The 26,075-nt window shown below is 77.0% G+C and carries 20 protein-coding genes; 14 read left to right on the forward strand and 6 right to left on the reverse strand.

The genetic code is table 11. From position 1 onward, the window contains the following. Together ND486_RS20650 and ND486_RS20655 are read right to left on the reverse strand one after the other, a co-directional pair. The coding region (locus ND486_RS20650; protein WP_251785960.1) for a hypothetical protein at window positions 1-709 on the reverse strand (709 nt) is incomplete at its 3' end. 37 nt (window positions 710-746) lie between these two features. Next, a complete protein-coding gene (locus ND486_RS20655) occupies window positions 747-1,358 on the reverse strand; it encodes a GNAT family N-acetyltransferase (protein WP_062404536.1) in 612 nt (203 codons plus the stop codon). A gap of 326 nt (window positions 1,359-1,684) precedes the next feature. Here ND486_RS20655 and ND486_RS20660 point away from each other — a divergent pair, with 326 nt between their 5' ends. Beyond that, on the forward strand, window positions 1,685-2,005 hold the full coding sequence (locus ND486_RS20660) for a hypothetical protein (protein ID WP_051050348.1): 321 nt from the start codon (window positions 1,685-1,687) through the stop codon (window positions 2,003-2,005). A 42-nt stretch (window positions 2,006-2,047) separates the two neighbouring features. Further along, on the forward strand, window positions 2,048-2,818 hold the full coding sequence (locus tag ND486_RS20665; protein ID WP_251785962.1) for an SAV_6107 family HEPN domain-containing protein: 771 nt from the start codon (window positions 2,048-2,050) through the stop codon (window positions 2,816-2,818). A 99-nt stretch (window positions 2,819-2,917) separates the two neighbouring features. Here the strand turns inward: ND486_RS20665 and ND486_RS20670 are convergent, their stop codons facing one another. Then, window positions 2,918-3,748: a ParA family protein gene (locus tag ND486_RS20670; protein ID WP_073573930.1), complete on the reverse strand. Its 831-nt coding sequence runs from the start codon at window positions 3,746-3,748 to the stop codon at window positions 2,918-2,920. A gap of 128 nt (window positions 3,749-3,876) precedes the next feature. Here ND486_RS20670 and ND486_RS20675 point away from each other — a divergent pair, with 128 nt between their 5' ends. Both ND486_RS20675 and ND486_RS20680 read left to right on the forward strand, forming a co-directional pair. Beyond that, entirely contained in the window at window positions 3,877-4,635 is a 759-nt protein-coding gene (locus ND486_RS20675) for a bifunctional 2-polyprenyl-6-hydroxyphenol methylase/3-demethylubiquinol 3-O-methyltransferase UbiG (RefSeq protein ID WP_224402908.1), read from the forward strand. Between the two features lie 314 nt (window positions 4,636-4,949). Then, window positions 4,950-5,360: a DUF3040 domain-containing protein gene (locus tag ND486_RS20680; protein ID WP_100880227.1), complete on the forward strand. Its 411-nt coding sequence runs from the start codon at window positions 4,950-4,952 to the stop codon at window positions 5,358-5,360. A gap of 384 nt (window positions 5,361-5,744) precedes the next feature. Here ND486_RS20680 and ND486_RS20685 read toward each other — a convergent pair whose 3' ends face one another. Genes ND486_RS20685 through ND486_RS20695 form a run of 3 tightly spaced genes read right to left on the reverse strand, consistent with a single transcriptional unit; the run spans window position 5,745 to window position 10,394 of the window. Beyond that, complete coding sequence (locus ND486_RS20685; RefSeq protein ID WP_251785964.1) at window positions 5,745-8,090, reverse strand: DUF3488 and transglutaminase-like domain-containing protein; 2,346 nt, start codon at window positions 8,088-8,090, stop codon at window positions 5,745-5,747. Further along, window positions 8,087-9,439, reverse strand: a complete 1,353-nt coding sequence (locus ND486_RS20690) for a DUF58 domain-containing protein (protein WP_251785966.1) — start codon at window positions 9,437-9,439, stop codon at window positions 8,087-8,089. Before ND486_RS20690 ends, ND486_RS20685 begins: the two co-directional genes overlap by 4 nt. Window position 9,440: 1 nt before the next feature. After that, window positions 9,441-10,394: a MoxR family ATPase gene (locus tag ND486_RS20695; RefSeq protein ID WP_062402153.1), complete on the reverse strand. Its 954-nt coding sequence runs from the start codon at window positions 10,392-10,394 to the stop codon at window positions 9,441-9,443. 673 nt (window positions 10,395-11,067) lie between these two features. Between ND486_RS20695 and mraZ the strand changes: the two genes are divergently transcribed. The 10 genes from mraZ to murG all read left to right on the forward strand — a co-directional run bounded on the left by mraZ (window position 11,068) and on the right by murG (window position 26,065). Next, a complete protein-coding gene (gene mraZ / locus ND486_RS20700) occupies window positions 11,068-11,499 on the forward strand; it encodes a division/cell wall cluster transcriptional repressor MraZ (protein ID WP_043276508.1) in 432 nt (143 codons plus the stop codon). 394 nt (window positions 11,500-11,893) lie between these two features. Then, the gene (gene rsmH / locus ND486_RS20705; protein ID WP_251785967.1) at window positions 11,894-12,892 is read left to right on the forward strand and encodes a 16S rRNA (cytosine(1402)-N(4))-methyltransferase RsmH; all 999 of its coding nucleotides are present in this window, start codon (window positions 11,894-11,896) and stop codon (window positions 12,890-12,892) included. 64 nt (window positions 12,893-12,956) lie between these two features. Then, the gene (locus tag ND486_RS20710; protein ID WP_251785969.1) at window positions 12,957-13,643 is read left to right on the forward strand and encodes a septum formation initiator; all 687 of its coding nucleotides are present in this window, start codon (window positions 12,957-12,959) and stop codon (window positions 13,641-13,643) included. After that, window positions 13,643-15,469 (forward strand): penicillin-binding protein 2, encoded by a 1,827-nt coding sequence (locus ND486_RS20715; protein WP_251785971.1) that lies wholly within the window; start codon window positions 13,643-13,645, stop codon window positions 15,467-15,469. The genes ND486_RS20710 and ND486_RS20715 overlap by 1 nt, the downstream gene beginning before the upstream one ends. 368 nt (window positions 15,470-15,837) lie before the next feature. After that, on the forward strand, window positions 15,838-17,448 hold the full coding sequence (locus tag ND486_RS20720) for a UDP-N-acetylmuramoyl-L-alanyl-D-glutamate--2,6-diaminopimelate ligase (RefSeq protein WP_251785972.1): 1,611 nt from the start codon (window positions 15,838-15,840) through the stop codon (window positions 17,446-17,448). A 94-nt stretch (window positions 17,449-17,542) separates the two neighbouring features. Beyond that, complete coding sequence (gene murF, locus ND486_RS20725) at window positions 17,543-18,988, forward strand: UDP-N-acetylmuramoyl-tripeptide--D-alanyl-D-alanine ligase (RefSeq protein ID WP_251785974.1); 1,446 nt, start codon at window positions 17,543-17,545, stop codon at window positions 18,986-18,988. Continuing rightward, window positions 18,985-20,055, forward strand: a complete 1,071-nt coding sequence (gene mraY / locus ND486_RS20730) for a phospho-N-acetylmuramoyl-pentapeptide-transferase (RefSeq protein ID WP_062404548.1) — start codon at window positions 18,985-18,987, stop codon at window positions 20,053-20,055. Before murF ends, mraY begins: the two co-directional genes overlap by 4 nt. Continuing rightward, the gene (murD, locus tag ND486_RS20735) at window positions 20,052-21,470 is read left to right on the forward strand and encodes a UDP-N-acetylmuramoyl-L-alanine--D-glutamate ligase (protein ID WP_251785976.1); all 1,419 of its coding nucleotides are present in this window, start codon (window positions 20,052-20,054) and stop codon (window positions 21,468-21,470) included. Before mraY ends, murD begins: the two co-directional genes overlap by 4 nt. Then, window positions 21,467-22,747: a putative lipid II flippase FtsW gene (ftsW, locus tag ND486_RS20740; RefSeq protein ID WP_208826625.1), complete on the forward strand. Its 1,281-nt coding sequence runs from the start codon at window positions 21,467-21,469 to the stop codon at window positions 22,745-22,747. The genes murD and ftsW overlap by 4 nt, the downstream gene beginning before the upstream one ends. 2,157 nt (window positions 22,748-24,904) lie before the next feature. Then, entirely contained in the window at window positions 24,905-26,065 is a 1,161-nt protein-coding gene (murG, locus tag ND486_RS20745) for an undecaprenyldiphospho-muramoylpentapeptide beta-N-acetylglucosaminyltransferase (RefSeq protein ID WP_374231606.1), read from the forward strand. Window positions 26,066-26,075: the final 10 nt, after the last annotated feature.

Below are 26,075 nucleotides of genomic sequence, written 5' to 3' on the forward strand. Positions count from 1 at the left end.
CGCCCCCCCCCGCCGGCCCGGCCCGCCCTCGGCGCCGGATCGGCGGGTTCCGGTCGCGCCGGGCCAGCAGCACGGCGGCCCCCGCCGCGACGACGACGAGCCCGGCCAGCAGCAGCGACCAGCCCAGGATCGACGGCGCGTTCGGATCGGTCGAGATCACCGAGGCGTTGATCTGCGAGACCTCACCGGGGACGAACTCCCAGGTGACGGTGCCGCCGTCGGTCTCGCCGTCGGACTCGACGACCTCGCCGGGAAAGCTCATCGCGAGCCGCACGTCGGCCCGGTCCACCGGCATCGTGGTCAGGTCGGCGCGGCCCTGCACGGCGATCCGCTCCCCGACCCGGCGCAGCTCCAGGTTCGCCCGTCCCGACGCGTTCCCGCCGAGCAGGTTCAGCTGCGAGACCTGGGCGAAGGTCAGGTTCTCGAAGGCCGCACGGGTGCCGACGAAGCCGTCCTGGTCGTACGGCGACAGCTCGACATCGCCCGCGAGGTCGGCCGGGACCTCCAGCTGCGGGCCGCGGCCGTCCGGCGCGCCCTCGGGCGTCGCGACGACGATCGTGCCGTCGACGGTGTCGTCCGGCTGCACGGCCAGGGCCACCTGGACCCGGGTGCAGCCGGTCAGCGCGAGGAGGGCCAGCACCGCGAGCAGCACGAGCGCACGCGTCCGGTATCGACGGCGTGCGGGTGGCGCGGTGCGGTGCGGCGGCATGGCGTCATCGTGCCACCCGGGTACGACGGTCCCGGCGTCACTCGGGGGCGTGTGTCGGGTGATCCGTGGGAAGCAGCGGCAGCTCGCGCCCGAGCACGGCGAACGGGCGCGGGTCCCCGGTGAACAGGTGCTCGCGCAGCACGTCGACGAACCCGGCACGACGGTAGAGCCGCCACGCCCGGCCGGGCGTGGCGCGGCCGTACTCGGGGGTGGACAGCAGCATCCGGGCCCGGGCGGCGTCGCGGGCCAGCGCCCGCAGCAGCGACTCGCCGATGCCCGAGCCCTGGGCCTGCGGGTGGACGTGCAGCTCGGTCAGCTCGAAGTAGTCGGTCAGCCAGTCGGCGCTCACGGCGCCGGGTTCCCCGCGACGGGCGCGGAGCCCGCGCCGGACCTCCTCGAACCACCACTGCCCGGGGCCGCCCCAGTAGCCGTAGCCGATGCCGGTGAGCCGGTCCTGCGCGTCGAGCCAGCCGACCGAGCGCCAGCCCGGCCGGTAGGAGTGCTCGAGCCACAGCGAGCGGCGCTGGCGTGCGGTCGACCGCGGGTAGCCCATCGCGGTGACGTAGACGTCGATCGCCTCGCCCAGCCGGTCGGCGAAGTCGCTGCGGCCGAGGCCGACCAGGCGCGCACGCGACGGTGCGGCGGTCACCGCGAGCACCGGCCCCGGTGGGGACCGCACGCCCGCGCCGGGGCGGGGTCGGTGTCCGGGTACATGCCCCCATCACACCACGTCCGGCCGGTCCCGGCGGGTCCGGACCGGGCACCCCGCCGCGGTGCCGGTGGGTGAGTGGCGCCACCCGGTCGCCCGACTTGACGCGACGATCGAACACGCGTTCTACTGGCGTATGTCGAACGCGCGTTCGACGCCGGGGCGTCCGGTGGGCGGAGTGGGGGAAGCACCCCGTCGCCGGGCGTCCCGGAGACCGATTCCGGTGGTGGGAACCGAGGCCCGGCCACCGGGTGGAGGGCGTGGTGATGCCAGTGGGCGGCTTCTCGCGTTTGTTCCGGTCCCGCCAGCCGGCGGCGATCGACGTGCGCTGGCAGAACGGTGAGCCGGTCGAGTTCTCGCGGCGTCCGTCGCGCCGCGGGGAACATTTCCTGGTCACCGGGGTTCGAGACCAGTGGATCGAGGAGTCCCCGTGGCCGTTCCCGTCGCCGATGCCGGTGGGCGGGGACCGGCTGAGCTGTTGGCGGGTGCTCGCCCGGTCGGTGCAGGACCCGCAGGAGCCGCCGCGCGAGGTGGTGCTGCGGATGCGGTCCGGTCCGGGCGTGTGGGACCTGGTGAAGGTCGACTGAGAGGTGCGGGAGATGCGGGAGGTGCGCGTGCGGAGCAGGACGATGGAACTGGACCTGGCGCTGCCGTCGCCGCGGTCCGCCGGGGTGCGACGGCCGGGCGACGCCCCGGCGGGCGCCGCGCGGCCGGAGCGGCGGTCCGGCCGGGTGCGGCCGGTCGCCGACGGGTTGTGGCCGCTGGACTGCGGCGCGGCCCGGGGCACGGGACGGGGCGCCGCCGACCGTACGGGGGCCGCCGCCGGGGCGGCGCCGTCCCGGCGGGGGAGCGGCCGGACCGGTGCGGACCCGGCCGGGACCGGGTGCACCGGCCGGCCGGGCCGGGCCGGGGAGACCGGCGCCGCCGGCCGGTCCGGGCAGGTGGTCCCCCTGCCGGGCGCACCCGTGCCGTCGGACGGGGGCGCGGCACGGCCGGCCGGGCCGGTGCCCCTCCGGTCGCCCGCGCCCGCCCCGCCGTCGCGGGACGCGCTCGGGCTGCTGCGCCAGGCCGCCGAGCAGCTCGCCGAGGCGCACCGGGAGACCGAGCCGCTGCGCCGCTACCCGGCCGCCTACCTCGCCGCGCTGCGTGCCGGGGCGGCGGTGCTGGCGATGCGGGCCCGGCCCCGGACCCGCCGGGGCGCCCCGCGCGACGTCTGGCGGCTCCTCGCCGAGGTCGCTCCGGAGCTGGAGGAGTGGGCGGCGTTCTTCGCCGGGTGCTCGCGGCTGCGGATCGAGGCCGAGGCCGGGATCGGGCGGCACGTCGACCGGCGTGCCGCCGACGACCTGCTGCGCCAGGCCGAGCAGTTCGTGACCCGGGTGCAGCTGCTGCTGCCCCGGTGAGGTCCGTCCGCCGGGGCGGCGGGCCGCACGGGGGAGCGGATCGGCGGACGGAGGAGAACGCGAGCGGACGGGGCCGAGGAGCGGGCCGGGAGGAGCCGGTCAGGCCGAGGCGGCGGGGCGCGAGGCGCTGCGCAGCACCCGGCCCAGCAGCGCGGTGAACACCGCGGAGATCTCCCGGGCGCCCGGGGTGTCCCAGGCCTGGATCGGCAGGCAGGCGCCCTGGGCCTGCTGGACCGCCGAGCGGTCGGGCAGGACGCTGTTGAACACCAGGGGGCCGAAGAGCTCGCGCAGCTCCGAGATCCGGAACTCGTGCTCGGTGTTGCGCGGCCGCACCCGGTTGACCAGCACACCCAGCGGCTGCAGCCGGTCGTTGGACCGCTCGCGCTCGGTCTGGACCGCGTCGAACGCGCGCTGCACGCCGGACACCGAGAACATCGTCGGGTCGGTCACCAGGATCGCCCGGTCCGCGGCGGACAGCGCGCTGCGGGTCAGCTGCCCCAGCGACGGCGGGCAGTCCACGATCACCAGCCGGTAGCGCTCCTCGGCGTGCTCGGAGCCACCGGAGTCGTCGGTGATCAGCTCGCCGGCCAGCCGCTGCAGGGCGCGGTCCAGCCGGTACAGCTGCGCCGCCCCCGGGTCGGGGTGGTTGTGCCGCTCGGTCTGCTCCGCGCCGACCAGCACGTCGAGGCCCTCGCCCCACGCCGACGGCGCGATGGCCCGTTCGACGACCGCGCGGCGCGGCTCGTCCAGCACGTCGGCGACGGTCGCCGTGGTGGGCTCCGGGTCGAGCGCGGTGGTGGCGTTGGCCTGCGGGTCGAGATCCACCACGAGGGTGGAGACGCCGTGCCGCTGCGCCGCGCCGGCCAGACCCAGTGCGACCGTGGTCTTGCCGACGCCACCCTTGAGACTGAGCGTGGCGACGACCTGCACCCACCCAACCTACCGTGCGGTCCGGCACGGTCGCCGAGCGGAGTGCCGGTGATCGTCGGGCGCCCGGTCGTGGGCGTCCCGGCGGGCGGGCGGGCCGGGCACCGGCGCGGGCCACTAGTCTCGGTGCCGTGGGATCGCCGACACGCGAGCAGGCCGGAGCAGCGCGCGGGGCCGCCGTGTTCCGGGTGCTGGACAGGGAGATCGACCGTGTCCGCCGGGACACCGGGGCCGCGCCCCGGGTGCTCGACGTCGGCGGGGGCAGCGGCACCTGGGCGGTGCCGCTGGCGATCGCCGGCTGCGCGGTGACCGTCGTCGACACCAGTCCCAACGCGCTGGCGACGCTGGCCCGGCGCGCCGGTGAGGCCGGCGTGACCGACCGGATCACCCCGGTGAACGGCGACGTCGACACCCTCGCCGAGGTCGCCCCGGCCGACGGCGCCGACCTCGTGCTGGGACACGGGCTGCTCGAGGTCGTCGACGGCCCGGGCCGGGTGCTCGCCGCGCTCGCCGCGGCCGCCGCCCCGGGCGGGGCGGTGTCGGTGCTGACGGTGGGGCGCTACGGCGCGTTCATCGGGCGACTGGCCACCGGCCGGCTCGCCGAGGCCCGTGCCCTGCTCACCGACCCCGAGGGCCGCACCGGTACCGACGACCGGCTGCTGCGCCGGTTCGACGCGCACCGGCTGCAGGAGCTCACCGCCGAGACCGGACGGCTGCGGACCGAGATCCTGCAGGGCGACGGCACCCTCGAGGCGTGGCTGCCCGGCCCCGGCCAGGAGGGCGAGGCGGCGGGCCGCGACGAGCGCGACGAGCTGGACGCGCTCGCGTCGCAGGTCGGCGCCCTCGCCGAGGTCGCCCCGCGGTTGCATCTGCTCGCCCGGCGGTACTGACACCCGTCCCCGCCGCCGGTGTCCGACGGTCGCCGTCCGGCTGCCGTCGGTGACCGGTCGTCCGGCGTTCACCCGGCTGCCCACCCCCGTCCGGGTGGGTCTGCGACAGTCCGGGTGAGCGACGACACGCCGCGCCACGCCGTCCGCTCGACGATCAGCCGAGCGGGTTGGACGGTCCGGGTGGTCGCGGCACGATTCGCCTCGTACTCTGGACATCAGACGCCCAGGTTGGGGCGCCCGTCGTACCGGCCGGGGCGAGGAGGCCCGGGTCGAATGCGGCCTACCGTCCGATTACGTGTGCCGGAGGTGAAGGCATGCCGCTCTCCGAGCACGAGCAGCGCCTGCTCGAACAGATCGAACGCGCCCTCTACCAGGAGGACCCCAAGTTCGCGTCCTCGGTCAGCGGTAGCCGGCGGAGCAAGCCCGCCCGGCGCCGCCGGATCCAGGGCGCCGTCCTGTTCGTGGTGGGCCTCGTGCTGCTCGTCGCCGGGATCCCCTTCCGGGCACTCTGGCTCGGCGACCTGCCGATCCTGAGCATCGTCGGCTTCCTCGCCATGCTCGGCGGCGCGTTGCTGGCGGTCACCTCGATCGGCGCCCGTCGCGGCGGCGAGGAGACGACCGGTCAGGGCGGGGCCGCCCCGAAGGACAAGCAGTCCGGCGAGAGCGGCGGTGGCTTCACCGGCCGTATGGAGGAGCGCTTCCGGCGCCGCTTCGAGCAGGAGTGACACGGGGCGGCCCACGTGGCCGCCCGTACGACACCCGGCGGGGCGGGACACCGATGCGGTGGCCCGCCCCGCCGTCGTGTGCCCGGCGCCGGCCGTCCGCTGTACCGGCGTCGGGCCCGGGTGTCACCGGGGACGGGAGCCCGGCGTCGGGACCGGCCCGCGCCGGACGACACCGCCGACCGGACGACACCGCCGGCCGGGCGACGCTGCCGGCCGATGCCGCTGGCAGGCCGATGCCGCCGGCCGGACGATGCCGCCGGCCGGACGACGCCGCCGATCGGATGCCGGGCGCTGATCCGGGGTGCCGGGGGCCTGCGAACTCCGTGCCGCGGTGGGCGGGTCGGCCGCGCTCGACGGGCGGGGCGGCCGTGCGCGCCGGGCGGGTCAGCCGCGCTCGGCAGGTTCCCCGGCCGTGTCGGCGGCGCCGTCGTCGGCCGTCGGGTCGTCGTCGGACGGGCGGCGCCCGCGCCGGACCGCCTCCGGCACCACCGAGGCCGGCAGCACCCGGGCCCGCAACGACGTCCCGCCGGCCGCGATCGCCGTCCGCACCTCGTCCACCAGACCGTCGAGCGTGCCGGGCTCGGGCAGCATCCCGCCGTACCAGCTCGCCTCGACCCGGCCCGCCAGCTCCCGCAGCGCCTCGGCGGGGCGCCCGGACAGGCCGTGCCGCTCGGTGATGCGGTCGGCGGCCGCGCGGACGGTGTCCCCGGGCGGCACCGGGACCCCGTGGTCGCGGGAGGCGGCCAGGACCTCGTCCCATGCCGCCGCCGCAGCGCCGTCGCCGCCCGCCCGGGCCAGCCCGGCCCGGCGGGAGTACTGGTGCCGGCGCCACAGGCCCGGGGTCAGCACGACCGCGAGCACCGCGGCCGCCAGCAGCAGCGCCACGACCAGCGGCCACCACGACCCGGTTGCGGCCGTCGGCCGGTCGGCCGCCTGCTCCTCGGTGGGCGGAGGCTCCGGGGTGGGGCCACCGGCCTCGGGGGGCGGCGGCGTCGCGGACGGCTCGGGCTGCGGGGTCTGCTCGGCGGCGGGCGTGCCGCCGTCCTGCTCCCGGGCCTGCTGGACGTAGGCCGGGTCGATGGTGCGGCCGTCGGCGAGCGGGGTCGGGTCGAAGGTCATCCAGCCGTAGCCGGGGAACCACGCCTCGACCCAGGCGTGGGCGTCCTCGGTGGTGATCGTGCGGGCCCCGGAGCCGTCGGCGTCGCCTGCGGTGAAACCGACCGCCACCCGGGCCGGGACGTCGACGGCGCGCAGCATGACCGCCATCGCCGAGGCGTACTGCTCGCAGTAGCCGGTCCGGCCGCGGGTCAGGAAGTCGACCAGGGCGTCGCCGTTGCCACCCGGCGCGGTCGCCAGGCTGTAGGTGAACGGGGAGCCGGGCCCGGTGAAGTGGTCCTCCAGCGCCATCGCCCGGTCGAACGGCGTCGTGGCCCGGGCGGTCACCTCCCGGGCGATCGCGGTGACCCGTGGGTCGACACCGTCGGTGTCGAGGTAGGACCGGTCGACCGTGGTCGGCCCGGAGGCCGCGCGCAGCTGGTCGGCCGACGGCTCCGGCAGTCGCATCGACTGGGTCCAGCCGTCCTCGGACTGTGCGCGCTCGCTGTAGACGATGCCGCCGTCGGCGTCGTAGGCCCAGCTCGGTGAGTTCACCGCGATCCGGGTCGGGTCGCCGAACACCGGCAGCCAGTAGTCGCGGAAGCCCAGGTTGTCGACCTGCACGTCCTGGGACGCGGCCGGCCCGGACGTCGACGGCGGCAGCGGCCCGGTCAGCGGTACGCCCGGCAGCGGGCGCCCCGCCTTCCAGCCCTCCTGCGGCACGTAGGACTGCAGGGTGAGCGCGCGCAGGTAGGTCGGGGTCTGCAGACCCCGGACGCTGAACAACGGGCGCGGCTCGCTGCGGGTCAGCTGTCCGCGCAGCGAGGTGAACGGGTTCAGCCCGATCGAGCCGTCGGCGTCGCCCCCGGTCCCGCCGGTGGCGTCGAAGCGTCCCGAGGTTCCCACCGACGATGCCAGCAGTCCCGCCAGCAGCGAGCCCACGACGGCGACCGCGACGACCGCGACCCCGGCCGGGATCTGCCGCAGCCGGTCCGGGCGCAGGAGCAGCAGCACGCCGTAGCCGAGCGTCGCCGCGACCACGGTCCACCAGGGCAGCAGGTCCGGCTGCAGCGCCGTCGGCACTGCGAACACCACCAGCAGCGGCACCCCGGCCGCGGCCGGGGCGGCCACGGTCACCGCGAGCCCGAACACCGCGATCGCGATCGTGCCGAACCCGAGGGTGACCAGCAGCAGGATCTCCGGGCTCGCCGCGACCGGCGGCAGCCCGCTGTCGATCTGCTGCCCGGCCCCGCCGAGCAGGCCCGACAGTTCGCCGAACGCCGACGGCCCGGGGAGCACCCCGAGCACGCCGCTGCCGGTGAACCACGCGGTCACCAGCAGGACCAGGGCCAGCAGCTGGCCGGGCGCGACCAGCCAGGCCCGCAGCGGCAGCAGCAGGCCGCCGACCAGCGAGACCAGCACAACCGCGACGGCGGCGTGGGCGAACCAGGTCGCGCCCTGCACGACCGAGCTCATCGCCGTCCCGGCGAGCAGCACCGCGACGACCGTCGCGACCGGTCCCAGCACGACCGTCCAGGCCGGGGTACCCGGCGTCCGGCCCGCGGGTGCGGCGTCGGGGACGGGCGCGGCGGGCGGCGGCGCGGGCCGGACGGGGGGCCGGGTCGGCGCGCTCATCCGGTCGCCCCCGCGATACCGGGCGAGCCGCAGGCGTCCGCCCAGGCCCGCTGGACGGTCATGTCGGAGGTGACGACGGTGGCGTGCCACCCGGCACGGCGGAGCGCGGCCGCCGCGACCGACGCCGGGCGGGACCGCGTCGCGGCCGACCAGGTGTCGACGTCGAGGACGACGGCGTGCCCGCCGCGCGGCCAGGCCGAGACCAGCGCGGTGACGTCCTGCGGCGCGGTCCCGCCGAGCACCGCGAGCACACCCTCCGGGTGCCCGGGCCCGGGGCCGGGCGCGGTGAACCCGGTGCTCGCCGAGGGCCGCAGGACCGCGAGCGACTCCAGCCGCGGGGGGACGGCGTCCGCACCGGTCACACCGGGCGGCACGTCGCCGACGGCCTCGCCGGACTCGTCGACGAGCGCGACGGCCTCGCCGCGCTGCAGCAGGTGCACCGCGACGCTCGCGGTGAACGCCACCGCCCACTCCAGGCTGGAGGCGGGCCCGTGCCCGCGGTGGGCGCTGTCGCGCCGGTCGATCAGCAGGGTCACCCCGGACGGGTCGGGACGGTCGTCGAGGCGGACCATCAGCTCGTCGCGCCGGGCGCTGGAGCGCCAGTGCACACGGCGCAGCTCGTCGCCCTGGCGGTAGGGGCGGATCAGCACGTCCGGGGTACCGGGGCCGGGACGGCTGCCGCCCTCGGCGCCGCGCCCGGCGGCGGTGGAGGTCAGGGCCGGGCGCCCGGTCAGCGGGGTGACCCGGGGGAGGACCAGCAGCCGGTCGGCGGGGAGCAGGTCGTGGCGGAACTCGGCGAGGCCGAGCGCGTCGGTGCCGCGACCGCGCAGCGGACCGATCCGGTACGCGCCGCGGACCGCGGGCCGCACCGGGTAGCCGACCCGGGCACCGCGCCGGCCGAGCCGGTGGACGGTGAACCGCGGCGGGTAACGGTCGGCGGGACCGGCGGCGTCGGGCACGTGGTCGGCGATCCGCAGTGCGCCCAGCAGGGCGCCGCCGGCGATCCGCAGCAGCACCGTGCCGCCGCTGCCCGCCTCCAGCCGCGCCGGCTCCAGGGTGCGCCCGACCTGCAGCGAGCGGCGCGACCGCAGCGCGACGACGAGTGCCAGCAGCGGCAGGAACAGCACGAACGCGCCGATCCGGACGAGGTCGCGCTCGTCGAGCGCGATCGCCGAGACGACCATCGCGGCGCCGCCGGCGAGCAGGCAGCGCCCGCGCACGGTCAGCCCGGCCCGCCGTTCCCGGCGCGGCGCGCCGCCGGCCGCGAGCGGCGCCGACGACCCGGGTGCCGCCGGGGCACCGGGCTCGGTGGGAGCCGGTGGCCCGGACAGCGGCGCGGTCGGCGCCATCTCAGCCCCGCGGCGGGGACGGCACCGCGACCCGCGCGACGGCGGCCCGCACCAGGTCCGCCGGTGTCCGGCGGGCCGCGACCCCCTCGGGGCCCAGCACCAGCCGGTGCGCGAGGACGGGGACGGCGACGGCCTGGACGTCGTCGGGCACGACGTAGCCGCGCCCGGCGGTCGCCGCCCAGGCGCGGGCGGCCCGCAGCAGGTGCAGGGTCGCGCGCGGCGACGCGCCGAGGCGGACCTCGGGCAGCCGTCGCGTCGCCCCGACGACCTCGACGCAGTAGCGGCGCACCTCCGCCGCGGTGTGCAGGCCGCGGACCCCGGCGATCATCGACCGCAGCGTGCGCAGGTCGGTCACCGGCCGCAGCCGCTCCAGCGGGTCGGTCGAGCCGTGCTCCTCGAGCATCGCCAGCTCGGCCGCCGGGTCGGGGTAGCCGACCGAGACGCGGATCGTGAACCGGTCCTGCTGGGCCTCGGGGAGCGGGTAGGTGCCGTCCATCTCCACCGGGTTCTGGGTGGCGACGACCATGAACGGGTCACCCAGCGGGTAGGTGCCGCCGTCGACGGTGACCTGGTGCTCGGCCATGCACTCCAGCAGTGCCGACTGGGTCTTGGGCGACGCACGGTTGATCTCGTCGGCGATCACGACGTTGGCGAACACCGGGCCGGGCCGGAACTCGAACTCCGATGTCTGCCGGTTGTAGACCGACGAGCCGGTGATGTCGCCGGGCAGCAGGTCCGGGGTGAACTGCACCCGGCTCACCGCCCCGTCGACGGCCCGGGCGAGTGCCTTGGCCAGCGTGGTCTTGCCGACGCCCGGCACGTCCTCGACGAGCAGGTGCCCCTCGGCGAGCATCGCGACCAGGGCCAGCCGGATGGTGTCGGGCTTGCCGACGATGATCCGGGCCATCGCGGCGGCGATCCGGCCCGCCGCGTCGGCGACGGCGACGGCGTCCATCGGCTCGGGCGCGTAACCGGGGTGCGCACCGCTGGCCTCGGCCCGGCGGAGGGGACCACCGGACGGCGACGGGACGGGTGGCACGGAGGGCGCGGACGGCGCGCTCGACGACAACGGGCCTCCTCAGGAGACGGCTCGGATGACCCCAGTCTGTCAAACGTCCCCCGATCGGGACCGGGCGCCGCCACCCGCCTCGCCCCGCTGCTCCGTACGGCCGAACGCGACGCGCTCCGGGGCTCGCCGGCGGCCCCGGGCGGGAGGTTCCCCACGAGGTCCCCCACGGCGCCCCACGGTGGTTCCCCACGCCGCTCCACCGGCGCGTCCGCCGATCCCCCCACCGCCCCCCACCCGGGCTCACCACGGTCCCCCCACCGGCTCCCCACCCGTCCCCACCCCGGACGACCGGATCGGCCCGGAAACCGTCCCTGACCTGCGACGACGCCGGTGGGGGAGCGGTGGGGCGCAGGTGCGGCCGGAGTGGCCGGAAACGGCCTCCGGACGTCGCGCGACCGGGTGGCGCGTCGCGTGCCCCCACCGCGCCCCACCGTCCTTGACCTGCGAAAACACCGGATGAACGGTCGAAGATCCACCCGTCTCGGGTTGACGGTGGGTGAGTGTGGGGTAGTGTGGTGATCGCTGGGGCGAACAGGGGTCCCAGGTGGAGGTGGGGTCGGTGTTCCTCGGCACCTACACCCCGAAGCTGGACGACAAGGGGCGGCTCACGCTGCCCGCGAAATTCCGCGACGAGTTGCGAGGCGGCTGCATGATCACGAAAGGGCAGGACCACTGCCTCTACGTGTTCACCCGTGACGCCTTCACCGAGATGGCGCGCAAGATCGCCGCGGCCCCGCTGACGAACGAGTCGGCGCGGGTGTTCCAGCGGAACCTCTTCTCGGGCACCGACGAGCAGAACCCCGACGGCCAGGGCCGGATCGCGATCCAGTCCGAGCTGCGCCGGTACGCCGGACTGTCCAAGGACTGCGTGGTGATCGGCGCGTTCACGCGCGCCGAGATCTGGGACGCGCAGGCCTGGCAGGAGTACCAGGAGCGGCACGAGGACGAGTTCGCCAAGGCCCAGGAGGAGGTTCTGCCCGGGCTGTTCTGAGTTCCGCTGGCGGGCGGGACGACGGACGGCGGCAGTACCTGAGCAGGACAGCACGACCGACAGCGGACGACACCACCGTCGCCGCCCCGACCCGGGTGCCGTGATCGAGCCGGCCCTGGCACACCTTCCCCGGTGCCAGGTCCGTCTCGGCACGGCCCCCGGGTGGGGACGGCGCCGGCGCCCACCCCGACTGGGGAGTTCGGGTGGCGCGGTGGCGCCCGCGCGTCTTCGGGCGTGGAGCGGACCGGTTGTGGGAGCCGGCACGCCACACCCACGGACATCGACCCACCCGGTCCCGGCCCCCGTGGCCGGGACCGGGTACGGCCGCCGCACCGGCGGCCCGCACGACACGCACGCACCACACGGGGACGGACGGCGCACCGGGGGGTGGGACGTGGACGGTACTTCCGGCGACGGCGCCACCCCGCGCGACGAGCGTGCGCCCGGTGACCGGCACACCCCGGTCCTGCTGGAGCGCGTCTCCGAGCTGCTCGACCCCGCGCTGCGCGACCGCGACGCCGTCTACGTGGACGCCACCCTCGGCATGGGCGGCCACGCGGCGGCGCTGCTGGCCGCGCACCCCCGGCTGACCGTCGTCGGCATGGACCGCGACCCGCAGGCCCTCGAGCTCGCGGGCCGCAGGCTGACCGCCTACGCCGACCGGCTGCACCGGGTGCACACCGTCTACGACGACGTCGCCGGCGCGCTGGAGCAGGCGGGCGTGTCCGCCGCCGACGGCATCCTGTTCGACCTGGGCGTCTCCTCGCTCCAGCTCGACGAGGACGCCCGCGGCTTCTCCTACTCCCGCGACGCCGACCTCGACATGCGGATGGACCCGACCACCGGGCCGACCGCCGCCGACGTCCTGAACTCCTACACCGCCGGCGAGCTGCGCCGGATCCTGCGGGAGTACGGCGAGGAGCGGTTCGCCGGACCGATCGCCAACGCGATCGTCCGGACCCGGGAGAAGCGCCCGTTCACCCGCAGCACCGAGCTCGTCGAGCTGCTCTACGGCGTGGTCCCCGCCGCGTCCCGGCGCACCGGCGGGCACCCGGCGAAGCGGACCTTCCAGGCCCTGCGCATCGAGGTGAACCGCGAGCTCGAGGTGCTGCGCGACGCGCTGCCCGCGGCACTGGACGCGCTCGCCCCGGGCGGGCGGATCGTCGTCCTGTCCTACCACTCGCTGGAGGACCGGATCACCAAGCGCGTGCTCGCCGAGCGCGTCCGCTCGCGGACCCCGGTGGACCTGCCGGTGGAGCTCCCCGGACACGGACCGGAGTTCCGGCTGCTCAGCCGGGGCTCCGAGCAGGCGTCCGACTCCGAGATCGCCCGCAACCCCCGGGCCGCCCCGGTACGGCTGCGCGCGGCGGAACGCGTGGAGGACGGGCCGTGAGCACCCGTGGCACGGACCCGAGCACGCAGGCAGTACCGGCACGGCGGAGAGGCAGGAACCCCCGATGAGCACACCCGTCATCGAGCGCCCGGGCACCCCGGGCGGTGGCCGGGCGCGGCCCGACACCCGCCAGAGCCGTCGTACCGCGGCACCCCCGCGGATCCCGGCCCAGCGCGGCCCCGGCGACGCCCGACGGGTGGCCGACCAGCGCCGCCGCAGCGCGGCCAGGGAGAACACCGGCCGCGCGAAGTTCGTGCTGGTCGTGATGGTCCTGCTGGTCTCGGGCCTGATCGCGACGCTGTGGCTGTCGACCGCCGCGGCGGCCGACTCCTACTCGCTGCAGGCGGCCCGGGAGCGGACCGCGTCGCTCACCGAGCAGTCCGAGGCGCTCCGCAAGGAGGTCACGGTGCTGCAGAGCCCCGGCTCGCTCGCCGACCGCGCCGCGGCCCAGGGCATGGTCCGGGTGACCGACCCGGCACGCCTGGTCGTCGCACCGGACGGACGCGTCGACGTCGTCGGGGAGCCGAGTGCCGCCGTCGCCGCGGCGCCGCCCGCCCCGCCCGCCGCCGACGCACCGGCCCCGCAGGTCCCGCCCGCGCAGCAGGCGCAGCAGCCGGGCGCGGCCACCACCGACCCGGCCGCCGAGGGCGGTGACGCCGCTCCGGGCGCCGCCGCGGGTGGCGCCGCCGGTGCCGGTGAGGGCACCGAGCATGAGGTCCCGGCCGACACCCGGGCGGCGGGCGGGAACTGATGGTCTACGCGCCGCCGCGCCCCCGGCCGCGGGGGCAGGGTCCGCGGGGCGGCCGGCGCCGGTCCCCGGCCGACGACCCGCGGTTCCGGCTGCGCCTGGCCTGGGTGGCGCTGGCCGCCCTGCTGCTGGTGTCCGGGGCGAAGCTCGTCGTCGTCCAGACGGTGCAGGCGGGCACGCTGACCGCGGACGCGGAGAAGCAGCGCGCCAGCCGGATCGTCATCCCGGCCGAGCGCGGCGCGATCAGCGACCGCAACGGCGCCGTGCTGGCGTTCTCCACCGAGTCCAAGGCGCTCGTCACCAACCCGCGCCTGATCAATGCCACCAAGGGCGCGGACGCGGTCGCCTACAAGAACCGGATGGCCGACGCCGTCGCCGCGGTGACCCACGGCGACCCCGAGGAGCTGAAGCGGGCGCTGAACAGCGACCGCGGCTACGTCGTGATGGCCACCGCGGTCGACCCCGGGCCCGCCCGTGACCTGCGCACACAGTTCCCGGAGATCGCCGAGGAGAGCCGCGAGGCGCGCCAGTACCCCAACGGGACGCTGGCCTCGAACATCATCGGCGCCGCGACCTGGAGCGCCGACGCGCAGAAGCTGATCGGCCGGATCGGCCTGGAGTCCTCCGACGACGGGCTGCTCGCCGGTCGCGACGGCTTCCAGATCGCCGACACCGCCGAGGGCAGCGGCACCGTCATCCCCGGCAGCGTGCGCTCCGAGCAGGCCGCGGTGTCCGGCTCCGACGTGCAGCTGACGATCGACTCCGACCTGCAGTTCCAGGTGCAGCGGATGCTGGCCGACTACGCGGGCCGCTCCGGCGCGCGCAGCGGCTCGGCCGTCGTCCTCGACCGGGCCACCGGGCAGGTGCTCGCGCTCGCCGACAACACCTCGTTCGACCCGGCCCAGCTGCTGTCCGCGGACCCGAACTCGCTGGGCAACAAGGGCGTCACCACGCCCTTCGAGCCCGGCTCGGTCAACAAGGTCGTCACCATGGCCGCCGCGCTGGAGGCCGGCGTCGCCAAGCCCGACGACGTGCTGGACGTGCCCGGCAGCATCGAGGTCGCCGACCGCACGATCAAGGACGCCTGGGAGCACGGCGTCGACCACTACACGCTGACCGGCGTGCTGGCGAAGTCCTCCAACGTCGGCACCCTGATGACCGCGCAGAAGGTCGGCGAGGACCGCTTCTCGGACATGCTCGCGAAGATGGGCATCGGGCAGAAGACCGGTGTCGGGCTGCCCGGCGAGAGCGGCGGACGGGTCCCGGCCCGTGCGACCTGGTCCGGCTCGACCTTCGGCAACCTGCCGATCGGGCAGGGCCTGTCGATGACCGTCCTGCAGATGGCCGGGATGTACCAGGCCATCGCCAACGACGGCGTCCGGGTTCCGCCGCGGATCATCGCCGCGACGACCGGCCCGGACGGCGTCCGGGTGCCGACCGAGGCGCCCGAGCCGGTGCAGGTGATGTCGCCGCAGACCGCGCAGACCCTGCGGACGATGCTCACCGCCGTCACCCAGAAGGCGCACGGCCAGTCCGGAACCGGGCCCGCCGCCGCCGTGCCCGGCTACGAGGTGGCGGGCAAGACCGGCACCGCCCAGCAGGTGGACCCGGCGACCGGGGCCTACTCGCGCTCCCAGTACTGGATCACCTTCGCCGGGATGCTCCCGGCCCAGGACCCGCGGTTCGTGATCGGGATCATGCTCGACGCCCCGAAGGGCGGGACGAGCGCGGCGCCGCTGTTCCACGACATCGCCTCCTACCTGGCCCAGCGCGACGCCGTGCCGGTCCAGACCGTGCCGCAGCCGGTGCAGACCCTGCAGATCAGGTGACGGCGCGGCCGGGTGCGGTCCGGCTGCGTCGGACGGTCCCGGCCACTGCTCACCCGTACGGGTGCCGGCCGGGCCGCCGTGCACCCCGCCCGACGAGCCGCCCACCGGCCCGGAACCTGCGCCGGATGGCCGTATCCGGCTCGTCGGACGGCCGTGTGCCGGTCGTCGTTCCGCCGCCCGCCGCGACAGCCTCCGCGAGCGGTCGCGGGCGCCTGACCGGGACGAGGGGCGGCCCGCGCCGGTCGGTAACCTCCGGCCCTGTGCCCGACCTCCACACCGCAGCCACCGCCCGCTCCCGGAGCGCCGGCGGATCCGCGCTCGGCGGCGGGCCGGGTGGTGTGCAGGGCGACCGGACGGGGACGGGTGACGTGGCGGGATCCCTCGAGTCGCTGCCGGACCGCCCGTCGCAGGTGCGCCCGGTCGACGTCGCCCTGCTCGGGCGGCTCGTCGGCGCCGAGCTGAACCCGCGCACCGCCGGCAGCGGGCCCGGCCCGCTGCTCGACCCCGCGGCCGGACCGCACACCGTCACCGGCGCCACCCTGCGGGCGGGCTCGGTGCGCCCCGGCGACCTGTTCGCGGCCCTGCCCGGCGCCCGCGCCCACGGCGCCGACTTCGCCGCGCAGGCCGTCGCCTCGGGCGCCGGCGCGATCCTCACCGACGCCGCGGGCGCGGACCGCGCCGAGATCCGGCACTCCCGGCTCCCGGTGCTGGTGCACCCGAACCCGCGCGAGGTCCTCGGCCCGGTCTCGGCCGCCGTCTACGGCGAGCCCACCGCCCGCCTGCGGGTGCTCGGGGTGACCGGCACCTCGGGCAAGACGACCGTCGCGCACCTGCTGGAGGCGGGCCTGACCGCCGCCGGGCGGGCCACCGGGCTGCTCGGCACCGTGCGGACCCGGGTCCAGGTCCCCGGCCACCCGGCCCGGGCACTGCCCAGCGCGTTCACCACCCCCGAGGCACCGGACCTGCAGGCGCTGTTCGCGGTCATGGTCGAGGCCGGCGTGACCGACGTGGCGATGGAGGTCTCCAGCCACGCGCTCGCGCTCGGCCGGGTCGGCGGGTCCCGGTTCGCCGCCGGGGCCTTCACCAACCTGTCCCAGGACCACCTGGACTTCCACCCCACGATGACCGACTACTTCGAGGCCAAGGCCCGGCTGTTCGGCGGCGGCGGGGCGGGCGTGGAGGCCGCGCGGCACGGCGTCGTCTGCGTCGACGACGAGTGGGGCCGCCGGCTGGCGGCCCGCCACCGGGACGCGGTCACCGTCTCCTCCGACCCGCGCGGCGCGCACGCCACCTGGACGGTCCGCGACCTCACCGCGCACCCCGACGGCACCCAGACCTTCACCGCGGTCGGCCCCGGCGGGCTCGCGGTGCCGGTCACGCTGAGCCTGCCCGGCCGCTACAACGTCGCGAACGCGCTCGTCGCGCTGGCCGTGCTCGACGCCGACGGGATCGACCCCGAGGTGGCCGCGGCCGGGTTCGCCCGGGCGTCGGTGCCGGGCCGGATGCAGCGGGTCGACGCCGGTCAGCCCTGGCTGGGCGTGGTCGACTACGCGCACAAGCCGGCCGCCGTCGCCGCGCTGCTGGACGCGCTGCGCCGCCAGGTCCGCCCGCACGCGCGGGTGATCACCGTGCTCGGCTGCGGCGGGGACCGCGACACCGGCAAGCGCCCGCTGATGGGCGCCGCCGCCGCGATCCGGTCCGACGTGCTCGTCGTGACCGACGACAACCCCCGCAGCGAGGAGCCCGGCGCCATCCGCCGCGCGATGCTCGACGGCGCGTTCGGCGAGCCCGCCCGCGGTGACGTCATCGAGATCGGCGACCGCCGCAGCGCGATCGTCTACGCGGTCCGCTCGGCCCGCCCGGGCGACGCGGTGGTGGTCGCCGGCAAGGGCCACGAGGCCGGCCAGGAGATCAACGGCGTCAAGTACCCGTTCGACGACACCGACGAGCTGGTGGCGGCGATCCGGGCGGCGACGTGACGCGCCGCGGGGCGGCAGGGCAGGGCGTGCCGGCACCCGGCACGGACCGCGCACGGGCAGGAGGACGGATCGGACCGGTGGAGGCGAGCGGGCGATGATCGAGATGACGCCGGCGGAGATCGCGGCCGTGACCGGCGGCCGCTTGCACCGCATCGACGAGGAGGCCGCCGCCGCGCCGGTCACCGCCGTCGAGTTCGACTCCCGGAGGGTCGGGCCGGGCGGGCTGTTCCTGGCGCTGCCGGGGGAGCGGGCCGACGGCCACGACTTCGCCGCGCAGGCCGTCACCCGCGGTGCGACCGCGGTGCTGGCGGGCCGCGAGGTCGACGCCCCCGCGGTCGTCGTGCCGCCGGTCGAGGTCCGCGACAGCCACACCTACCTCGGTGCGGTCGATCCCGACGGGACCGGCGCCGCCGTCCTGGCCGGGCTGGGGCGCCTCGCCCGGCACGTGCTGGGCGCCCTGCCGGGCCTCGCCGTCGTCGGCGTGACCGGATCGGCGGGCAAGACCTCCACCAAGGACCTGCTGGCCGCGGTGCTGTCCCCGCTGGGGCCGACCGTCGCGCCGCCGGAGTCGTTCAACAACGAGCTCGGGACGCCGTACACGGCGCTGCGCGCGGACGCGGGCACCCGCAACCTCGTGCTGGAGTTCTCCGCCCGCGGGATCGGCCACATCGCCGCGCTGTGCGCGGTCGCGCCACCGCGGATCGGGGTCGTCCTCAACGTCGGCTCCGCCCACCTCGGCGAGTTCGGCTCCCGCGCCGCGATCGCCACGGCGAAGGGCGAGCTCGTCGAGGCGCTGCCGCCGGGTGACCTGCCCGGCGGGCGGGGCGGCGTCGCCGTCCTCAACGCCGACGACGAGCTGGTCGCCGCCATGGCGACCCGCACCCCCGCCCGGGTCGTCACCTTCGGACGCGCCGCGGACGCGCACGTGCGGGCCACCGACGTCACCCTGACCGCGGGCCGGGCGTCGTTCCGGCTGGTCACCCCGGCCGGGTCGGCCGACGTCGCGCTGCGGCTGGTGGGGGAGCACCAGGTCTCCAACGCGCTCGCCGCCGCCGCGGTCGCCCTCGAGCTGGGCGGCACCCCGGACGGGATCGCGGCGGCGCTGTCCGCCGCGACACCGGCGTCGCGCTGGCGGATGGAGGTCACCGACCGCGCCGACGGGGTGACCGTCGTCAACGACGCCTACAACGCCAACCCCGAGTCCGTCCGCGCCGCGATCACCGCGCTCGGGCAGATCGCCGGCCCGGACCGCCGGGCCTGGGCCGTGCTCGGCCCGATGGCCGAGATCGGCGACGGCGCGGCCGCCGAGCACGCCGCGGCAGCGGAGAACGCCCGCGCCGCCGGGGCCCGGGTGGTCGCCGTCGGCGCACCCGACTACGGGCCCGGCGCCGAGCACGTCGCCGACGTGCCCGCCGCCCTGACCCTGCTGCGGGAGCGGACCCGGCCCGGCGACGTCGTGCTGGTCAAGGCCTCCCGCAGCGCCGGGCTGGAGCGGCTCGCCGCCGGCCTGCTGACGACCGAGGGAATGGTGTGCCGGTGAGGGGCCTGTTCCTGGCCGCGGGTCTCGCGCTCGCGGTGTCGATCCTGCTCACCCCGTACCTGATCCGCTTCTTCGCGCGGCAGGGCTTCGGGCAGGAGATCCGCGAGGAGGGCCCGCAGAGCCACCAGTCCAAGCGCGGTACGCCGACGATGGGCGGCGTGGCGATCCTGCTCGCCATCTGGGTGGGCTACCTGGGCTCGCACGCGTTCACCCGGGAGCCGATCACGGCCTCGGCGCTGCTGGTGCTGTTCCTGACCACCGCGCTGGGCGTCGTCGGGTTCCTCGACGACTTCCTCAAGATCCGTCGCCAGCGCAACCTCGGGCTGAACAAGACCTCCAAGATCGTCGGCCAGGTCCTGACCGCGACGATCTTCGGTGTGCTCGCGGTGCGCTTCGTGAACGAGCGCAACCTCGCGCCCGCCTCGGAGAGCCTGTCGTTCGTCCGCGACATCACGGTGCTGAGCTTCGGCGTCGTCGGGTTCGTGCTGCTGTGCAACCTGATCGTCGCCGCCTGGTCGAACGCGGTGAACCTCACCGACGGCCTCGACGGCCTGGCCGCCGGTACCGCCGCGATGGTGCTCGGCACCTACGTGATCATCGCGTTCTGGCAGTTCCGCAACAACTGCGCGATCGCCGCGACCGCGGGCTGCTACGAGGTCCGCGACCCGCTCGACGTCGGCCTGGTCGCCGCCGCCGCGATGGGCGGCTGCATCGGGTTCCTCTGGTGGAACGCCGCCCCGGCCCGCATCTTCATGGGCGACACGGGGTCGCTCGCGCTGGGCGGCCTGCTCGCCGGGCTGTCCATGGTGACCCGCACCGAGCTGCTGCTCGTCGTCATCGGCGGCGTGTTCGTCGTCGAGGCGCTGTCGGTGTCGCTGCAGATCATCGTGTTCCGCACCTCGCGCCGCCGGCTGTTCCGGATGGCACCGTTCCACCACCACTTCGAGCTCGCCGGATGGGCCGAGACCACCGTCATCATCCGGTTCTGGCTGCTCGCCGCGATCTGCGCGGCGATGGGGCTGGGCATCTTCTACTCCGAGTGGCTGTCCATGTCGGGTTCCGGGTGAGCGGCCCGTTCGGCGGGGACCCGGTCCTGGTCGCGGGGGCCGGGGTCTCCGGCCTCGCGGCCGCGACGGCCCTGGTGGATGCGGGGGCCCGGGTGCTCCTGTCCGACGACCGCGCGGACGCGCTGTCCGCGCTGCCCGACGGCGTCGAGCCGTGGCGTGGCGGCGGGATCCCCGAGGGGGTCCGCACCGTCGTCACCTCGCCCGGGCGCCGGCCGGACCACCCGCTGGTCGCCGAGGCCGCCGGGCTCGGCGTCGAGGTCATCGGGGAGCCCGAGCTCGCCTGGCGGCTCGGCGCGCTGCGCGACACACCGCCGTCGTGGCTGGTCGTGACCGGCACCAACGGCAAGACCACCACCACCGAGATGCTCGCCGCGATCCTCGCGCGCGCCGGGGTCGACGCCGTCGCCTGCGGCAACATCGGGCACCCGGTGGTCACCGCGGTCGCGGAGGGCCACGCGGTGCTCGCGGTCGAGCTGTCGAGCTTCCAGCTGCACTGGTCGCCGTCGGTGCGCCCGGCCGCGGGCGTGGTGCTCAACGTCGCCGAGGACCACCTGGACTGGCACGGCGGGATGGACGCCTACGCCGCGGCCAAGGCACGCGCGCTGCTGGGCGACGTCGCGGTCGGCGGGGTCGACGACCCCGTGGCCGCACGGCTGCTCGGGGAGTCCCCGGCACCGCGACGCGTCGGGGTCACCCTCGGCCCGCCCGGACCGGACCAGCTCGGCGTCGCCGACGGGGTGCTGACCGACCGCGCGTTCGGCGGCGGGGCACTGCTGGCGGCCGACGCCGTCGTCCCCCCGGGGCCGCCCGGGATCACCGACGCGCTCGCCGCGGCCGCGCTGGCCCGCGCGCACGGTGTCGACCCGGAACACGTCGGCGCCGCCCTGGCGGCGTTCGCCCCCGGCCCGCACCGCAGCGCCCCGGCCGGCGAGCACGCCGGTGTCACCTACCTCGACGACTCCAAGGCGACCAACCCGCACGCCGCCGGGGCCGCGCTGGCCGCCGTCGCCGCCCGGCGGCCCGGTGCCCGCGCCGTCTGGGTGGTCGGCGGGCTGCTCAAGGGGGTCGACCCGGCCGAGCTCGGCAGGCTCGCCGCCGCGCACGCCGAGCGGCTGGCGGGGATCGTCGTGATCGGGACGGACCGGACACCGATCGTCGAGGCGCTGACGCGACACGCGCCCGGCCTCCCGGTCGAGGAGGTCGCGCCGGGACACGATGGTCCGATGGCGCCCTCCGACCCGCAGGACCCGATGCCGGCCGCGGTCCGCCGCGCATCCGGCCTGGCCCGCCCCGGCGACGTCGTGCTGCTCGCCCCGGCCGCCGCCTCGATGGACCAGTTCCGCGACTACGCCCACCGCGGCGACGCGTTCGCCGCCGCCGTCGCCGGCCTGGCCGCCGCCGGGGTGTCCCGGTGAGCCCGGCCGCGCCGGACCGCACGCTCGGCCAGGCCGCCGTGACCGGCACCCGCGGGGCCGTGCGACGGCTGCGGCGCTGGCTGCGCCGCCCGCTGACCTCGCTGCACCTGATCCTCGGCGTCTTCGGGCTGCTGACCCTGTTCGGGCTGGTGATGGTGCTGTCCGCGTCGTCGGTCGGCGACGGCTCGTCGTACTCGGTGTTCACCCGTCAGCTGATGTTCTGCGCGGTCGGGCTGGTGCTGTTCTACGTGGGCCTGCGGGTCCCCCCGCGTCGCCTGCGCGCCGCGGCACCGGTGCTGCTGATCATCGGCCTGGTCGCGCTGGTCCTGGTGCTGATCCCGGGGATCGGTGCGCTGCGCGGCGGCGCCCGGTCCTGGTTCGCGTTCGGCCCGGTCTCGCTGCAGCCGTCGGAGGGCGTGAAGATCGCGCTGACGCTGTGGGGCGCCCACGTGCTCGCCGCCCGCCGCGCCGTGATGCACCGCTGGAAGCACGCCCTCAACCCGGTCGTCCCGGTGACGCTGGTGATCTTCACGCTGCTCGTCCTGGAGCCCGACCTCGGCATGACGATCTCGGTCGGGATCATCATGCTCGCGCTGCTGTACTTCGGCGGCGCCCCGGTGAAGCTGCTCGCGCTGATCGCGGGCGGCGGCCTGGCCGGCGCGGTGATCCTCGGGCTGACCGCCGGGTACCGGGCCAGCCGGATCACGGCGTTCCTGTCGTCGTCGGCGGACCCGCTGGGCCCGGCCTACCAGGCGACGCAGGCGCTGTACGCGCTCGCCGACGGCGGCCTGTTCGGCGTCGGTCTCGGCCAGGGCCGGGCGAAGTGGGACTACCTGCCCAACGCCCACAACGACTTCATCTTCGCGATCATCGGCGAGGAGCTGGGCCTGGTCGGCGCGGGTGCGGTACTCGCGCTCTTCGCGACGCTGGCCTACACCGGCATGCGGATCGCCGCCCGCAACACCGACCCGTGGCTGCGGATCGTCGTCGCGACGTCGACGGCGGGCATGGTCGTGCAGGCGTCGATCAACATCGGGTACGTCGTGGGACTGCTGCCGGTGACCGGGCTGCAGCTCCCGCTGATCTCCTCCGGCGGTACCTCGCTGGTGGTGACCATGTTCCTGTTCGGGCTGCTCACGAACGCGGCCCGGCACGAGCCGGAGGCGGTCGCCGCGCTCCGGAAGGACGGGCAGGGGCGGCTGGCGAAGCTGCTGCGCCTGCCGTTGCCGCAGCCCTACCGCGCACCGGCACCGGTGTCGCGGTGGGCGGCGCGTTAGGGCGCTCCCACTCCGGGTGGGAGCGGACACGACGGACGACGCAAGGGGCACGAGAGCGTGACGGGTACGGATCAGACCGGCGGGAACGACGGCACCGGCTCGGGCCGGGAGCCCGGCCGGCGTCCGACCATGGGCGGCCGCGCCCCCGGGCCCCACGAGGTCCGGCCGGACGGTGTGGTCTTCGGCGCCCCGGACGGGGCGGGCGGCACGGGCGGTCGCCCGGCCTGGCCCACGGAGTCCCCGTCGGGTGCGGACCTGTTCGGTGCCTCCGCTGCTCCGGAGTCCGCGTCGGCGCAGGCCCCCGCGTCGCAGCCGTCCGTCGAGCCGGGTCCGCGTGGTCCGCAGCGGCTGCCCGGTACCGGGTGGGACCCGCATGCGCAGTCCCGCCGCCCGGGCGCCGCCCCACGCAGCGGTGACGGGCCGCAGGGGACGAACGGCGTCGCGCACGGCGACCGCGGCGCAGCCCGGCCGGCGAACGGCGCCGCGCACGAGGACCTCGGGCCCGACGGCGCCGACCGCCACGACGCCCCGCACGACGGTGACCCGCGCAACGGCGCTCCGCAGAACGGCGCTCCGCAGAACGGCGCTCCGCAGAACGGCGCTCCGCAGAACGGCGCTCCGCAGAACGGCACTCCGCAGAACGGCGCCCCCCGCAACGGCGGCTCCCGGAACGGCGCCCCGCGCAACGGTGTCCCGCGCGGCGCGGCCGAGGGCGGGGACCAGGGCGCTCCGCAGGGCCCGAACGGCGTGTCCCACGGCCCGGACGGCGTCGCCCCGGACGGTGGCCCGCGCGGCCTGAACGGCGCACCGCGCTCCGCCGACGACGCCGGACAGCAGCCGGGCGGCCTGCCGCGCCGCCGGCCCGGGGGACCGGTGCCGCCCGGAGCGATGCCGGCGCGTCCCGGCGCGGCCGACGACCTGTTCACCCCCCGCGGGAGCACCGGACGCAGCGGCCCGGACCCGACCCGGTCCGGCGCCCCGGCGAACGGCGTGCCGCGCACCGGCCCGGGGGAGGACGGCCCCACCGCCGGCCCCGCACCCGCCGGTCCGGGGCCGCACGTCCCCGGCGCGCCGGGGTCGGACACCGGCCCCACCGTCGCCGCCACCGGCCCGGACCCGGTCGACACGACCGGGCCGGACGCCGGGACGGGCCCGCAGCAGCCCGTCGCCGACGGCCGGGACACCGCAGCGGCCGAGGACCCCACGGCGACCGACCCCGGGCGGAGCACCCCGCAGCGGACCGGCCCGCAGCAGCCCCGGCGGACCGGCCCGGCGACCCCGGGGCCGGAGTCCACCGGATCCACCCCGGCCCGCCGGGAGCAGGCGGCCGGCGAACCGCCGACCGTCGCGCACCCCGCGGGCGACGCCGCCGGGCTCCCGGCCGCCGCCTCGGCGGACACCCCGCTCGGCACCGGGTGGCAGCAGGCCCGGACCCCGTCGGCCCCGCAGCAGCGCCCGGCGCAGCCCGGCGAGCGTGAGCACGCCGGCGTCACCGCCACCGGTCCGCAGAGCGGGCCCGAGCCGGGCGCGCTGTCGGCGACCGGTCCCCGTGGCCCGGTCCCCCCGCACGGCAGGTTCGCCCCCGGTCCGTACGCGCCCGGACGTCCCGGCGCCGGTCCCCACGGCCCCGTCCCCGGTGGCCCCGGCCCGCAGCAGTTCGGGCGTCCCGGCCCCGCGGGCCCGAACGCCCTGACCGGCACCGGCCCGCACCACCCCGCCCCCGGACAGCAGGGCCCCGGACAGCAGGGCCCCGGACAGCAGGGCCCCGGACAGCAGGGCCCGGGAGCGCAGGGCCCGGGCACCGCCCGCCCGGGTCCGCAGGGTCCCGGTCCGCAGGCGTCGGGTCAGCAGGGCCCCGCACGTCAGGGGCCCGGGTACGCGGGCCCCGGCCGCCCGGGTCCCGCGGGAACCGGCCCGTTCCGCCCGGTCGGCCCGGGCGGGTTCGGTCCGGCCACCCCCGGCCCGTACGGCCCCGGCGCACCCGGCCGGCAGGGCCCCGGTGGTCCGGTCGCCCCCGGACCGCAGGGCCCGGGTGCCCCCCAGGGCCCAGGCGGCCCGCAGCCGCACGGCCTCCAGGGACCCGGCCCCCAGGGACCCGGCCCCCAGGGACCCGGCCCCCAGCCGAACGGCCCGCAGCAGAACCCGCAGGGCGACGGGGTGCCCGGACCCACCGGCCCGGACGCGACCCGCGCCTTCGGCCCCGCCACCACGCGACCCGCGGGGGAGCAGGCGCCGGCGCCGGCGCGGGGCGGCCTGTCGGTCGTCGTCGCCGGGGGTGGGTCGGCCGGGCACATCGAGCCCGCGCTGGCCGTCGCCGACGCGATCCGGCGGCTCGTCCCGGGAGCCCGGGTCACCGCGCTCGGCACCGAGAAGGGCCTCGACACCCAGCTGATCCCGGCCCGCGGCTACCCGCTCGAGCTGATCCCGCCGGTGCCGCTGCCCCGCAAGCCCACCGCCGACCTGTTCAAGCTCCCCGGCAACGTCCGGGGCGCGGTGAAGCGGGTCCGTGAGGTGCTCGAGGCGGCCGAGGCCGACGTCGTCGTCGGGTTCGGCGGGTTCGTCTCGCTGCCCGCCTACCTCGGCGCCCGCGGCCGGGTGCCGATCGTCGTGCACGAGGCGAACGCCCGCGCCGGGCTCGCGAACAAGGTCGGTGCGCGGTTCGCCTCCGCCGTCTGCGTCGCGGTGCCCGGCACCGGACTCGCGAACGAGGAGGTGGTCGGGATGCCGCTGCGCCGCTCGATCACCACTCTGGACCGGGCGTCGCTGCGGCCGGAGGCCCGGACGCACTTCAACCTCCCGCCGCACGGACCGGTGCTGCTGGTCTTCGGCGGCTCCCAGGGCGCCCGGACCCTGAACGACGCGGTCGCCGAGTCCCTGCCCGCCTTCACCGAGCGGGGCATCTCGGTCCTGCACGCGTACGGGAAGAACGGCACCCCCGCCGACCCGCGGCCCGGCTACGTGCCGGTGCCCTACATCGAGCGGATGGACCTCGCCTACGCCGCCGCGGACGTCGTCCTCGGCCGGTCCGGCATGACCACCGTCGCCGAGCTCACCGCCGTCGGGCTGCCCGCGGTGTACGTGCCGCTGCCGCACGGCAACGGTGAGCAGGCGCTCAACGCCCGCCCGGTCGTCGAGGCCGGGGGCGGCAAGCTCGTGCAGGACGAGGACATGAACGGCGAACGCGCGATCGACGAGCTGATGCCGATGCTCACCGACCCCGACCTGGCCCTCGCGATGGGCCGCCGCGCCCGCGCCGCCGGGCACGGCGAGGCCGACGAGAGGATCGCCCGCATCGTCATGGAGGTGGCGGGCCGGTGAGCGTGCTCTC

Source organism: Pseudonocardia sp. DR1-2 (genome assembly GCF_023717215.1).
GTDB classification, from domain to species: Bacteria; Actinomycetota; Actinomycetes; order Mycobacteriales; family Pseudonocardiaceae; genus Pseudonocardia; species Pseudonocardia alni.

Excerpts from the sequence above, each read along its gene's own strand:
- murF (WP_251785974.1), top strand. The coding sequence starts at position 17,543 with ATGATCGAGATGACGCCGGCGGAGATCGCGGCCGTGACCGGCGGCCGC.
- ND486_RS20665 (WP_251785962.1), top strand. The coding sequence starts at position 2,048 with ATGGAACTGGACCTGGCGCTGCCGTCGCCGCGGTCCGCCGGGGTGCGA.
- ND486_RS20660 (WP_051050348.1), top strand. The coding sequence starts at position 1,685 with ATGCCAGTGGGCGGCTTCTCGCGTTTGTTCCGGTCCCGCCAGCCGGCG.
- ND486_RS20715 (WP_251785971.1), top strand. The coding sequence starts at position 13,643 with ATGGTCTACGCGCCGCCGCGCCCCCGGCCGCGGGGGCAGGGTCCGCGG.
- ND486_RS20690 (WP_251785966.1), bottom strand. The coding sequence starts at position 9,439 with ATGGCGCCGACCGCGCCGCTGTCCGGGCCACCGGCTCCCACCGAGCCC.
- ND486_RS20680 (WP_100880227.1), top strand. The coding sequence starts at position 4,950 with ATGCCGCTCTCCGAGCACGAGCAGCGCCTGCTCGAACAGATCGAACGC.
- ND486_RS20695 (WP_062402153.1), bottom strand. The coding sequence starts at position 10,394 with ATGGACGCCGTCGCCGTCGCCGACGCGGCGGGCCGGATCGCCGCCGCG.
- ND486_RS20710 (WP_251785969.1), top strand. The coding sequence starts at position 12,957 with ATGAGCACACCCGTCATCGAGCGCCCGGGCACCCCGGGCGGTGGCCGG.
- ND486_RS20685 (WP_251785964.1), bottom strand. The coding sequence starts at position 8,090 with ATGAGCGCGCCGACCCGGCCCCCCGTCCGGCCCGCGCCGCCGCCCGCC.